Source organism: Pseudomonas sp. IAC-BECa141 (assembly GCF_020544405.1).
Classification (GTDB): Bacteria; Pseudomonadota; Gammaproteobacteria; order Pseudomonadales; family Pseudomonadaceae; genus Aquipseudomonas.
This window is the reverse complement of record NZ_CP065410.1, coordinates 5,598,730-5,611,547: the sequence shown is the minus strand read 5'-3', so window position 1 is coordinate 5,611,547 and position 12,818 is coordinate 5,598,730. Positions and strand designations below refer to the sequence as shown.

Annotated in this window: 8 protein-coding genes and 1 tRNA gene; all 9 read right to left on the bottom strand. The window is 59.0% G+C overall.

What is annotated here, in order from left to right; genetic code table 11:
* Positions 1-38 precede the first annotated feature (38 nt).
* Positions 39-833: a carbon-nitrogen hydrolase family protein gene (locus I5961_RS25780; protein WP_085702837.1), complete on the bottom strand. Its 795-nt coding sequence runs from the start codon at positions 831-833 to the stop codon at positions 39-41.
* Between the two features lie 12 nt (positions 834-845).
* Positions 846-2,528, bottom strand: a complete 1,683-nt coding sequence (locus I5961_RS25775) for a flavin monoamine oxidase family protein (protein ID WP_085702836.1) — start codon at positions 2,526-2,528, stop codon at positions 846-848.
* 146 nt (positions 2,529-2,674) lie between these two features.
* Positions 2,675-3,136, bottom strand: coding sequence for an Lrp/AsnC family transcriptional regulator (locus I5961_RS25770; RefSeq protein ID WP_007959884.1), 462 nt, complete (start codon positions 3,134-3,136; stop codon positions 2,675-2,677).
* A 309-nt stretch (positions 3,137-3,445) separates the two neighbouring features.
* A complete protein-coding gene (locus I5961_RS25765) occupies positions 3,446-4,006 on the bottom strand; it encodes a PBECR2 nuclease fold domain-containing protein (RefSeq protein WP_085702835.1) in 561 nt (186 codons plus the stop codon).
* 203 nt (positions 4,007-4,209) lie between these two features.
* Positions 4,210-4,286, bottom strand: a tRNA-Ile gene (locus tag I5961_RS25760).
* A gap of 15 nt (positions 4,287-4,301) precedes the next feature.
* Positions 4,302-8,048 carry a bifunctional diguanylate cyclase/phosphodiesterase gene (locus I5961_RS25755; protein WP_085697724.1) on the bottom strand — a complete coding sequence of 1,249 codons (3,747 nt, stop codon included), beginning with the start codon at positions 8,046-8,048 and terminating at the stop codon, positions 4,302-4,304.
* A 126-nt stretch (positions 8,049-8,174) separates the two neighbouring features.
* Positions 8,175-10,022 carry an RNA polymerase sigma factor RpoD gene (rpoD, locus tag I5961_RS25750; protein WP_085697723.1) on the bottom strand — a complete coding sequence of 616 codons (1,848 nt, stop codon included), beginning with the start codon at positions 10,020-10,022 and terminating at the stop codon, positions 8,175-8,177.
* Between the two features lie 67 nt (positions 10,023-10,089).
* The gene (dnaG, locus tag I5961_RS25745; protein WP_085702834.1) at positions 10,090-12,057 is read right to left on the bottom strand and encodes a DNA primase; all 1,968 of its coding nucleotides are present in this window, start codon (positions 12,055-12,057) and stop codon (positions 10,090-10,092) included.
* A gap of 479 nt (positions 12,058-12,536) precedes the next feature.
* Positions 12,537-12,752: a 30S ribosomal protein S21 gene (gene rpsU / locus I5961_RS25740; RefSeq protein WP_002551877.1), complete on the bottom strand. Its 216-nt coding sequence runs from the start codon at positions 12,750-12,752 to the stop codon at positions 12,537-12,539.
* Between the last annotated feature and the right edge of the window lie 66 nt (positions 12,753-12,818).

The following is a 12,818-nucleotide window of genomic DNA, read 5'->3' as shown; positions in this document are numbered from 1 at the left end:
GGGCACTTCCAGAACAGTGAAGTGCCAATGCTAGCGGATTAGCGCTTGCTGAGCGCGTCGTAAAGTTCGGGGCGGCGGTCGTTGAAGTAGCGGTTGGCGCTACGGGAGTCGGCCATCAACTGGCGATCCAGCTCGCCGACGATCAGTGCTTCGTCCAGTCCGGCCTTTGCGATGCGGCTGCCATCCGGCGCGGCAATGCTGCTTTGTCCGCAGTAATGGATGTCGCCTTCGTGGCCGCAGTAGTTGGCGTAAGCCACGTAGCACTGGTTTTCAAAGGCGCGGGAGCGGACGGAAACATCGGCAATGAAGTCGAAAGGAATCATGTTGGCTGTCGGTACCAGAATCAGCTCGGCGCCTTCGAGGGCCAGGCGCCGGGCGTTTTCCGGGAATTCCAGGTCGTAGCAGATCAGAAAACCGAGCTTCCAGCCGTTGAGCTCGACGATGGGAAAGTCGCCATCGCCGGGGCTGAACATCGAACGGTCCAGATCACCGAACAGATGCGTCTTGCGGTAATTGCACAGGCGCTCACCGTTCGAGTCGATCAGTTGCACGGCGTTATAGATCTGTCCTTCGGCGGTTCGCTCCGGGTAACCGTAAAGAATTGCCAGACCGGCAGCCTTGGCGATTCGTCCAATCTGCTGCGCCCATTCACCGTTGTGGACCTCGGCCAATGTCGCAACCGCCTCCTTGCCGATGTTGTAGCCGGTCAGGAACATTTCCGGCACCACCAGCAGATCGGCGCCTTTGGCCTCCATCGCCAGTTGATGCAGGCGCTGGAGGTTGGCAGCAGGTTCCAGTGGCAGCGGTGGACATTGGTAAAGGGCTACACGCATCAGGGATTCCTCTTACTCGGGCAGGGCGATCGGGCCGATGTCGTTGAACACATCTCCCGGGCCGGGGTTCTCTTTATGTGTGGACCCGCCGAAGTGCTTCATGATTCCCCATACCGCGTTGAGCGAAGTCTGCACCGCGCCCTCGACCCACGCTGGCGTCCACGACACGTCGTCGCCGGCGATGAAAATCCCGCGCTGCTCCGGCGGCATGTCGTCCTGCATGAAGTGTGCGTACATGCGCTGGTTGTAGCGATAGTGGCCGGGCAGGGCGCCCTTGAACGCGCCGAGGAAGTGCGGATCGGCTTCCCACGATACGGTGATCGGATCGCCGATGATTCGCGCGGCGATGTCGACTTTCGGGTAGATCTTCTTCAACGCATCCAGCGCCAGCTTCACGCGTTTTTCCACCGGGTGCGGGAGCATCTTCAGCGCATCGCTCATCCACGAGTACGACAGGCAGATCACGCCCGGTTTATCGTCGCCGTTGTCGAACAGGTAAGTACCACGGGTCAGGCGATCGGTGAGGGTCATGCTCATCAGATCGCGACCGGTTTCCGGATCCTTGTCCTTCCAGAACGGGCGGTCGACCATCACGAACGTTTTCGACGATTGCATGTAGCGCGTGCGGTCCAGTGCCATCCACATCTTTTGCGAGAACAGGGTTTCGTCGCATTCGATCTGGGTGGTCAGCAGCCAGCTCTGGCAGGTGGTCAGTACGGCCGCATATTCGCGGGTGTCGCCGTTGTTGTCGGTGACTGCGAAACGCCCGTCGGGTGCGTGAGCAATTTTCTTTACCCCGGAGCGCGGTGCGCCGTGGTGCAGCGATTTCAGGCTGGTGCCCTGTGGCCAGTGGACGCAGCGCTCCGGCGCATGACGCCAGATACCCTGTGGCACTTGTTCCACACCGCCGACCACCAGATGTTGGTGATCGTCGCAGTTGGTCATCACCACGCGGAAAATTTCCAGCATCGAGTTGGGGAAGTCCGAATCCCAGCCGCCGGTGCCGAAACCGACCTGGCCGAACACTTCGCGGTGATGGAACGACAATTTGGCGAAAGCTTTGGAGGTGGCGACGAAGTCGTAGAACGTGCGGTCGTCCCATAGCGGCACCAGGGTGTTCCACAATTCTTTGAGGCGTGGCACGTCACGGTCACGAATCGCTTGCTGGATATCCGAAAACTGCGAGCCGGCCTCCAGAGCGTCAGCCCAGGCATCGGCAACTTCCTGGAACAGTGCAGGAAGATCCTTCAGGCTTTGTGCGTAATGAGTTTTGCCTTCCAGGTCGATCACGGTACTGCCGGACGCCGCCGTCAGCGGGTTGGGGAAGGGCTTGGTTTCCAGACCGAGTTTGTCGACGTAGTGATAGAACGCGGTGGACGACACCGGAAAACGCATGCCGCCGAGTTCGGCGACGATGCCATCGGTGCCATTGAACGCTTGCGAACGCAGACGGCCGCCGAGCTTCGAGGCCTCATACACGACGGGTTTCAAGCCGAGTTTCATCAGCTCATAAGCCGCCACCAGACCGGCGATACCGGCCCCGACGATTGCCACTTCGGCACCGTGATTGTGCTCGGGAATGCTGCCGAGGCCGGCCGGGTGTTCAATCCAGTCGTCGAAGGCGAAAGGGAAGTCCGGGCCAAAAATGGTGACTGGTTTCTTACCGTCTGCAGGATGGCGATTGTTCTTGTTCATGGCTGACCTTGCTGGCGACCCGACGCTGGATGCGCGTCTGAGTATAGGAAAAGATGCCAGCCATTCTAGGGAGCGTAGAACACGTTAATAAGACGCAATGTGTCGTCGTTTTGAGCATTGATGCTGCAATATGACGAAGGCAGTGATCAGACTGGATGTCCGCGATCAATCTTGCTGCTGAGGATGATCGACGTCGTGGTCTTCTCTACCCCGTCTACACTGCCGATCTGATCCAGAAGCTGATCGAGCTGTTCCGGTGAATCAGTACGCAGCCACGCCACGTAATCGAATTCGCCACTCACTGCGCACAATTGCTGTACCTGAGCCATTGCGCTCAAGCGGCGCAGTACCTCTTTGCCGGAGCGTGGCTGCACCTTGATCCCGACGTAGGCCTGCAAACCGCCATCCACCACGCGTTGGCCCAGACGCACGCCATAACCTGTGATGACCTTGGCCTTTTCCAGCCTCGCCAGTCGCGAAGTCACGGTGGTACGGGCGATCCCCAATTGCCGGGCCAGCATCGCCACGCTCTCACGGGCATTGATTTGCAGGGCGGCGATCAGCTGGCGGTCGATTTCATCGAGCACGGGTGGGCGGATGTCGGGCAAGGGCAGGCTCCAGCGGTATGGATCAATGGGGCTGCATGTTACAGGCTCGTCACGCGAGGCGCTTGTAAGCGCTGATTGAGCGGCGGGGGATTAGGCAGTCATCGGATCGGGGGATTTTACCGAAACAAAAGAACAGACAAATGATTTGACTTGCCTGCTGCCTTTATCAAAAATGGCCTCAAGAGCGCGAAATCTGCTGCCTTGCAGGGCTTCAGCAGACGTAGGTACCTCAGCGATGCTGCAACATCGGTGTAAGGTGAGACCTCTTCATCCCATTTCCTGAGGATGCCAATATCAGGATTCAAATATTCAAGGGGAGCCAACAGGCTCCCCTTTTTGTTTGTCCTGAAGAACGTATCTCTTGTAGAGAAGCTCGCCTTGGCGGTGCTTGTTCATCGCTCTAGCCGGGGCATGCATGAAGTTCCACAGGACATGTCCGTGCCTGACATCCACCACGACGAGCATGTCATTCTTTGCCTCGTAGGCATTGATGAAGGCCATGCGGTATCCGCCGTTGTCGTACAGCACTCTCCATATTTCAAACGGTCCCGTCAGCGTATCAATCGCATGCCGAACGTAGCGCTCTCGTGAGTCAGCGCGTTTTTCGACGATGTGGGCAAGTTTGTCCCTCATGACCGCAACGTTTCCGATCGGGGTGAGGATGGTAACTGCGAGCAACGCTTCATCGATGAATCCGAAGTGAACCAGGAGAATTCTGAGGGCTCCTTGCGCATCGTCTGCCCTTTTCACTTCATCAATTGCGGCTGAGCGAAGCTCCCTGGCCAGCGTACGCAGGTCGGGCAGAGCTAAGTCGATCCATGTTTGTTGGCCACTAGATTCTTTTATCAGCGGCGCAGCATTCACGAGCATGAAAGTAATCCTTGGCGAACAGCGGCGCCCGGAGATTACTCGCTCGGAGAAAAGGCCAACAAGGCCGAAAACTGAGTGAAAACACAGCTTGGGAAATAACCTACAGACTTTGCGGTAGTCTTCCGAACATTGCGTTTGGGAAGAACGTAAACGCCAACCGACTGGCGAAAAAAAGCCGCGCGAGTGCGCGGCTTTTTCATGTTTGGTGGGCCCACACGGACTTGAACCGTGGACCAAAGGATTATGAGTCCTCTGCTCTAACCAACTGAGCTATAGGCCCTCAGTAGGCCGCGGATTATAGCGACGGTTTCTCGGCTGTGCTATCCGAAAAATCTGATACGGCTATACGAAGAAACGTCGCGGCGAACTCTTCAGGTGGCAGCGGCAGGCTGACGATGTAGCCCTGGATCTGTTCGCAGCCTTCGGCGGTGAGGAATTGTTGCTGGGCCTGGGTTTCCACGCCTTCGGCGATCACGGTGAATTGCATGCTGCGGCCCAGGGCGATGATTGCGCGCACGATTGCCGCGTCGTGCGGGTCGTCGGGCAGGCCGCGGACGAAAGACTGGTCGATCTTGAGGATGTCCAGTGGCAGGCGTTTGAGATAACTCAGTGAAGAATAGCCGGTGCCGAAGTCGTCGATGGCCAGTTGCACGCCCAGGTGTTTGAGCTGGTGCAACACCGCCAGCGCTTCTTCGGCCTGGCTCATGATGAAGTTTTCGGTAATTTCCAGTTGCAGTAATTCCGGCCGCAGGCGGTTGTCCTTGAGCAGTTGCTCGATGCGTCCCAGCAGGTTTGGCTGTCGCAGTTGCGCGCCGGCGAGGTTCACCGACAGCGGGCCGAGAGATTCATAGATCTGGCCCCACTCGAACATCTGCCGGCAGGCGGTTTCCAGCACCCAGTCGCCGATTTGCAGGATCATCCCGTTCTCTTCCGCCAGCGGGATGAAGTGCTCTGGCGGCACTTCGCCGAAGTTCGGGTGGCGCCAGCGGATCAGGGCTTCGGCGCCGACCAGACTGTGATCGTCGAGGCTGATTTTCGGTTGGTAATAGAGGTACAACTCCTCGCGCTCGATGGCTCGGCGAAGTTCGTGCTCCAGCGCCACACGCTCGCTGGCCTGGGCGGTGAGATCGCGGGTGTAGCTTTCGACCCGGTTGCGGCCCTTGGCCTTGGAGCGATACATCGCCGCGTCCGCGTTCTTGATCAGGGTCGCAACATCGCAGCCGTCGCGCGGATAGAGGCTGGTGCCGATGCTGGCGCTGATGAAGAACTCATGCTCGCCGGCCTGGAAGGGTGCGCCAAAGCAGTTCAGTAGTTTGGTGGCGATGTTGTCGGCATCGCCGGGCTGTTGCAGGCCGGGCAACAGAATGATGAATTCATCGCCCCCCAGGCGCGCGACGGTGTCGATATCACGCAGCTGCTCCTTCAGGCGCACGGCGATCCCCTTGAGCAGCAGATCGCCGACCGGGTGACCGAGGCTGTCGTTGATGTGCTTGAAGCGGTCGAGGTCGAGAAACAGCACCGCACCTTGACCACCGTTTTCCTGCTGGCTATTGAGAGCCATCAACAGGCGACTTTCGAACAGCGTGCGGTTCGGCAGGCCGGTCAGCGGGTCGTGATGCGCCTGATAGTCGAGTTTGGCCTGGGCGTGCTTGAGGCTGGAGATATCGGCGAACACAGCAACGAAGTGGGTGATGAATTTGTCGCGGTTGCGCACGGCGCTGATGGTCAGCCAGCTCGGGTACAGCTCGCCGTTCTTGCGCCGGTTGGAGATTTCGCCCTGCCAATGACCTTCGGCAGTCAATTGATGCCACATCGCCGCGTAGAACGCGCTGTCGTGCAGGCCAGATGCAAGCAGGCGCGGAGTGTGACCGAGCGCTTCGCTTTCGCTGTAGCCGGTGATTTCGGTGAAGGCCCGGTTCACCGCGCTGATGTGTTGCTGGGTGTCGGTGATCAGCACGCCCTCGGCAGTGCTTTCGAACACGGTCGCGGCCTGTTGCAGTTTTTCCTGCATCAGGTGGCGTTCGGTAATGTCCCGGGCGATGGTCAGCATGCAATCTTCATCGCCGATCGGCAGCGGACGGCTGGATACCTCGCAGAGGCGGATCTGCCCGTCGCTGCGGCGGATATGGCAGCTGAAGTCGCGAACGAACCCGTCGCGGTGAAGCAGGTCGAGCATTTGCTTGCGTTCGTTAAGGTTGACCCAGATTCCCAGGTCCAGCGTCGAGCGATCCACCGACATGGCGCTGTTGAAACCGGTGATACGACTGAAACCTTCGTTGACTTCCAGCAGCAGACCATCGCTCTGGCGCGACAGCAGCAGACCGTCTGGCGAGGCGTGGAAGGCCTTGGCGAACTTCTCTTCGGAAGTTTGCAGTTGCTGTTGGGTTTCCTTGAGCTGGGTAATGTCGCGGACCACCACAACCAGCGCGGGAGTGGTGTCGAGCTCGAAGGGTTCGGCGGAAATCAGCCCGGTGAACACCTGGCCATTGTTGCGGCGAAAGGGCATCTCCAGATTGCGAATGCTGCCGGCCTGCAGCCGCTGAAGCAGGCCCGGGCCGACTCCGGGAATGCCCCAGATGTTGAGTTCGGTAGCGGTCTGGCCAATCACCTCTTCGGCCTTCAGCCCGATCTGTTCTTCGAAGGCTTCGTTGACCTCCAGCAGGCAGCCGTCGGATAGCCGGGCGATGACCAGAATGTCCGGGCATTGCTGGAATACCGAAGCGAATTTCTGTTCCGACAGGCGCAACGCCTCTTCGGTGCGCTTGGTTTCGCTGATGTCGATCATCAGGCCGCGCATCACCGGTTCGTGGCCATGTTCGATCAGGCTGACAATGTCACGCACCCACAAACAACGGCCGTCAGCGGTGATCACCCGGTAATCGAGACTGTGATCGCGCCCGGCCAGCACTTCGTGATCACAGAAGCTCTGGGCGCGAGTCAGATCGGCGGGGTGAATGATGTTGCGCCAGAAGCCTGGAATCAGCCAATGGGACAGCGGATAGCCGAGCAGATCCTCGGCGTGGGGCGAAACATAGCTGTAGGTGAAGTCACTGATCCGCGCTTCCCAGGCGATGGCCGAAAGACTCTCAACCAGTCCGCGATAGTGGTATTCGCTGCTGCGCAGTTCCTGTTCGAGATCGATACGTCGGGCGATCTCCGAACTCAGGCGACGGTTGATGCGGATCACCATCGCCAGGACGATGACCAGAAGCAATAGCCCCGGTAAACCGTAAACCAGCAGATCCGACCAGAATGTCCGGTGATCGAGGACGTTGCCGACCCAATGTTCCTGAATGCTGCTGATTTCCTCCGGGGACATGTCGGCCAGCACCTTGTCCAGAATCCCCACCAGCACCTTGTTGTCACGCGGGACGCCCATCGCCAGTTGATAGCGGTAAGGGGTTTCGCCGCTGACATACAAACCATCCAGTTTGAGCTGACGCAGGCTCCAGACGCTGGAGGCCAGATCGCCGACCACCGCGTCCACTTCATCGGTGGCCAAGGCCTGCAACGCGGAGCTGACGTTGGGCATCGCCACCAGATTCAGGTCGGGATGATGTGTGCGCAGCAGCTCATGGGGCGCGTAGTTCTCGACCACGGCGATTTTCAAACCGTAAAGCTCCTCGAGCTTGCGCGGTTGCGGGCCGCCGACATGGGCGAGGATGACGATCGGAAAGTCGAGATAGGGGCGAGTGAAAGACAGGTAGCTCTGGCGCTCCGGGGTGGACATGATGCCCGGCAGCAGGTCGATCGTGCCGTTTTTCGCCTGTTCGAGCACGACTGTCCAGCTCACCGGCTCGATGGGGGTAAGTTTGACCGCCAGGCGTTGGCGAATCACATCGATATAGTCCGCCGCCAGGCCCTGATAGCGGTTCTGGTCGTCGCGAAACTCGAAGGGCGGCCACGACGCATCGACACCCAGTCGCAAGTCCGGGTGAGCCGCCAGCCAGCTACGTTCTTCATCGGTCAGAGTCAGCGCGTCAGCCGTTGCGGTCCAGATCATCAGTGACAGCAAAAAAAGCACGGACGCCAGTCTGGGCATAACGGTCTCGTTATGGCTCGGGGGAATGTTTCGAGTGTAGACGGGCTGTGCGCGGGGGGAGGGCGGAGCTGGGTATTTAATCTGCCATATAAACAAAACCCCCGGCCTGGGCCGGGGGTTATGGTGTCACTCGTCGAGGAAGGAGCGCAGATGCTCGCTTCGCGTCGGGTGGCGCAGCTTGCGCAGCGCCTTGGCTTCGATCTGACGGATCCGCTCACGGGTCACGTCAAACTGTTTGCCGACTTCTTCGAGCGTATGGTCGGTGTTCATGTCGATACCGAAACGCATGCGCAGTACCTTGGCTTCACGGGCAGTAAGGCCGGACAGCACTTCGCGGGTCGCTTCTTTCAGGCTCTCAACAGTGGCGACATCGATTGGCGACTGCATGGTCGAGTCTTCGATGAAGTCACCCAGATGGGAGTCTTCGTCATCACCGATCGGGGTTTCCATGGAGATCGGCTCTTTGGCGATCTTCAATACCTTGCGGATCTTGTCCTCAGGCATTTCCATGCGTTCACCCAGCTCTTCCGGGGTCGGTTCGCGACCCATTTCCTGCAGCATCTGACGGGAAATGCGGTTGAGCTTGTTGATCGTCTCGATCATGTGCACCGGAATACGGATGGTGCGGGCCTGGTCGGCGATCGAGCGAGTGATCGCCTGACGGATCCACCAGGTGGCATAAGTCGAGAACTTGTAACCACGACGGTATTCGAACTTGTCCACCGCTTTCATCAGACCGATGTTGCCTTCCTGGATCAGATCGAGGAATTGCAGGCCACGGTTGGTGTACTTCTTGGCAATCGAGATCACCAGACGCAAGTTCGCTTCAACCATCTCTTTCTTCGCGCGGCGGGCTTTCGCCTCACCGATCGACATGCGGCGGTTGATGTCCTTGATCTCGGCGATGGTCAGGCCGGTCTCGGTTTCCAACGCGGTCAGCTTCTGCTGGCAACGGATGATGTCCGGTTGCACGCGAGCGATGGCTTCGGCGTACTTGCTTTTGCCTTTGGCCAGGGCATCGGACCAGCTTTCGTCGACTTCGTTGCCCGGGAACTGGCGCAGGAAGTCGGCACGCGGCATACGTGCATCACGTACGCACAGCTGCATGATCGCGCGCTCTTGCTGACGCAGACGATCCAGGGCACTGCGAACACGCTCGACCAGGGCTTCGAATTGCTTCGGCACCAGTTTGATCGGCATGAACAGATCGGCCAGGGCCAACAGTTCAGCAATCGCCGCCTTGTTGTGACGACCGTGCTTTTTCAGGGCCTTGCGGGTGATTTCCATCTGGTCGGCCACGGCGCCGAAACGCTGGGCAGCAATGACCGGATCCGGACCGCTTTCGGCTTCTTCTTCGTCATCGGAAGCTTCGGTATCGTCATCGTCGTCGGACTCTTCCGCTTTCGCCGCTTTCGCGTCGATCGGCGGCGGTACTTCGGCGGCAGGCGGCGTAATGCCGTCGTCCGGGTCGATGTAGCCGCTCAGAACGTCGGACAGGCGACCACCTTCGGTGGTAACGCGAGTGTACTCGGAGAGAATATGGTCAACCGTGCCAGGGAAGTGCGCGATGGCGCTCATCACTTCGCGGATGCCTTCTTCGATACGCTTGGCGATTTCGATTTCGCCTTCACGAGTCAGAAGCTCGACCGTACCCATTTCACGCATGTACATGCGCACCGGGTCTGTGGTGCGACCGATATCGGTCTCCACCGCCGCCAACGCAGCGGCTGCTTCTTCCGCAGCGGCCTCGTCGGTATCGGCGTCGGCCAGCATAAGGGCGTCCGCATCCGGAGCACTCTCGTGTACGGGGATCCCCATGTCGTTAATCATGCGGATGATGTCTTCCACCTGCTCCGGATCTGAAATATCCTCGGGCAGGTGGTCGTTGACCTCGGCGTAAGTCAGATACTTCTGCTCACGACCCAGTTTGATCAACTCAATAATACGAGACTGCTGTTGCGCTTTTCCGGACATAACACCCTATCCACTGAAGGTCTTGGCGGGCAAAAAACAAGCCGAGGATTATACCTGAGCTATGACCTCACGCGCCAGTTGAGGTCGGGTTTGATGCGGAAACATTGCGACTTAAAAGGTCGCGCAGTTGATTTTTCTCATCAGTGCTCAGTTCGCTTTGACGCGCTTTCCTGAGCAGTTGTTCCAGATTTCGCTCGCGTTGGCGGGCTGACAAGCTAGTAATGGTGTCGAAAAACTGTTGTTCAAGGTTGTCTCCGTCAATCAACCATTCCTTTTCCGCCAGCGCCTTGAGCAGGCGGCCCTGTTCGGTTCCGTGCCATCGCGCGATCAACTGAAATGAGTTTAGCTTGGGATTCTTCTGTACGGCTTCAAGCAGTGCCACCAGAAGTTGTGCGTTGGTCTGGTTCTCGTCCGCGAAGTGCCCGGCATTCTCGACTTTTTCCGCCAGTTGCGGGTGATGCAGCAAGGTTCTCAGGGCGGCCAGTGTCGGTGGTTCGACGGCGGCCGGCACGCGTGGGGCACGTGGTTGATCACGATCACCGCCACGCTTGCCATTTTTGTCCCATGGCTTCTTGTCCCATTTCTTGCCGCCGGCGCCGGGTTTCTTCGGCGTCCATTCCTGCTGCGGCACATACATGTCCTGTGCCTGCGGCTGATGGTAGTCGCTGTAGTCCGGCATGGCGTCGTAATCGATGCCGGGGTCGTAGGCCGGCGGCGCTTCCTGCGGAGCGCTCTGGGCCAACTGGCTGACGCTTTCGCTGCTCAGGCCGGTGATCTCGGTCAGGCGCTGGCGCATCAGGATGCGCAGGTTGGCGCCGGGGATCTTGTCGATCAACGGTGCTGCGAGCGTGGCCATGTGGGCCTTGCCCTCCAGCGAGCGCGGGTCGGCTTCTTCGGTCAGTTGTTGGAAAAAGTAGTCCGCCAGCGGCTGAGCATGCTGATTGATCCGGGCGCGGAAGGCATCAGTGCCCTCGGCACGAATCAACGTATCCGGGTCTTCGCCTTCAGGCAGAAACAGAAAGCGTGCACGACGCCCGTCCTGCAGGCTGGACAGTGTTGCTTCCAGCGCACGCCAGGCGGCGTTGCGGCCGGCCTGGTCGCCGTCAAAGCAAAACAGCACGTTCGGCACGACGCGAAACAGGCGTTTGAGGTGTTCTTCGCTGGTCGCGGTGCCCAGTGTCGCCACAGCATTGCGCAGGCCTTGCTGGGCGAGGGCGATGACGTCCATATAGCCCTCGACGACGATGATTTCGTCAAGGTTGCGATTGTTTTTGCGGGCTTCGTAAAGGCCGTAGAGTTCCTGGCCTTTATGGAAAACCGGAGTTTCCGGCGAGTTCAGGTATTTGGGTTTGTCGTCGCCGAGCACCCGGCCGCCGAAAGCGATGATCCGCCCGCGGGTGTCGCGTATCGGGAACATCACGCGATCGCGGAAGCGGTCATAGCGTTTGCCGGTTTCGGCATTCTCGATCAGCAGGCCGGCTTCGATCATGGCCTTCTGCTGCAAGGTGTCGCTGCTCAAGTGTTTGAGCAGGTTGTCCCAGCCCGGCGGTGCAAATCCGAGGCCGAAGTCTCGGGCGATCTCGCCGGTCAGGCCGCGTCCCTTGAGGTAATCCACCGCCGCCTTGCGTGCCGGATGGCTCTTTAGAGCCTGCCGGTAAAAGTCGGCCGCGGCGGTGAGTAGCGGGTACAGCGGAGAGTCGGTCGGTTGGCGCGGTTTGTTCGAGCGGCCGCCTTCTTCACGCGGGACTTCCATGCCGGCGGCTTTGGCCAGATCCTCGACGGCCTGGGGGAAGTCCAGGTTGTCGTGATCCATGAGAAAGCCGAGGGCGTTGCCGCCGGCGCCGCAGCCAAAGCAGTAATAGAACTGCTTGTCGGGGCTGACGCTGAACGACGGGGTTTTCTCTTTATGGAACGGGCAGCAGGCGGTGTAGTTCTTGCCGGCCTTCTTCAATTGCACGCGCGAGCTGACCACATCGACGATGTCGGTGCGGTTCAGAAGGTCGTCAATGAAGCTCTGGGGAATCAGCCCGGCCATGGCGTTCTCGTCTGCGCTGTAAAGGGTCCGATGCGAAAGGGCGCCGGACGCGGGTCATTGAGTGATGCGCGCACATGGGGCGGCTCGACCGGTGTCGTTTGCGTAATCGCTGTCGGGAAGTGTATCTGCCGAAAATTCACTGACGTTAGTACTCATCAGTCTTCGACTATTCGAAAATGTTGCGCTGAATCCGCTGACGGCCTGTAATCGGCCTCGGATAGCTCATGAAGCGGGCACGCAGCAGGTGCCTTGGGCTGATCGTCGTAAGAGGAATCAGTGGGTGTGCTCGTCAGTAGCCTTGAAAGGCTCGTCAGAAAAGACGTGCACCGCTGGCAAAAGAGCCAGGCCTGACGCGGTGAAGCGGGTTTGTCTCGGTCGCATCTGCGGCTTCGACGGTGAAGCATCAAGCGTTTTACGCAAATGCCATTAGCCCGGCTGAGGGCCGGGCTTGGCAGAAGCTTGCTACGATCGTCTGTGTATTAGTACAGACGAACGGCGCGGCGCTGTTCGCGCTGAACTTTCTTGGCGTGACGCTTAACAGCAGCAGCTGCCTTGCGCTTACGCTCAGAAGTTGGCTTCTCGTAAAATTCGCGGCTACGAACTTCAGCCAGTACACCGGCTTTTTCGCAGGAGCGCTTGAAACGACGCAGAGCTACGTCGAAGGGTTCGTTCTCTTTAACTTTGACGGCTGGCATCCAGAGCTACCTTCATTCATTACCGGGGTCAACATCCTCGCGGCAAAAGAGCACTTGAAGACGTCG

Coding starts and splice junctions, on each gene's coding strand:
- I5961_RS25780 (WP_085702837.1), bottom strand. CDS start 833: ATGCGTGTAGCCCTTTACCAATGTCCACCGCTGCCACTGGAACCTGCT.
- rpoD (WP_085697723.1), bottom strand. CDS start 10,022: ATGTCCGGAAAAGCGCAACAGCAGTCTCGTATTATTGAGTTGATCAAA.
- I5961_RS25775 (WP_085702836.1), bottom strand. CDS start 2,528: ATGAACAAGAACAATCGCCATCCTGCAGACGGTAAGAAACCAGTCACC.
- I5961_RS25765 (WP_085702835.1), bottom strand. CDS start 4,006: ATGCTCGTGAATGCTGCGCCGCTGATAAAAGAATCTAGTGGCCAACAA.
- I5961_RS25755 (WP_085697724.1), bottom strand. CDS start 8,048: ATGCCCAGACTGGCGTCCGTGCTTTTTTTGCTGTCACTGATGATCTGG.
- dnaG (WP_085702834.1), bottom strand. CDS start 12,057: ATGGCCGGGCTGATTCCCCAGAGCTTCATTGACGACCTTCTGAACCGC.
- rpsU (WP_002551877.1), bottom strand. CDS start 12,752: ATGCCAGCCGTCAAAGTTAAAGAGAACGAACCCTTCGACGTAGCTCTG.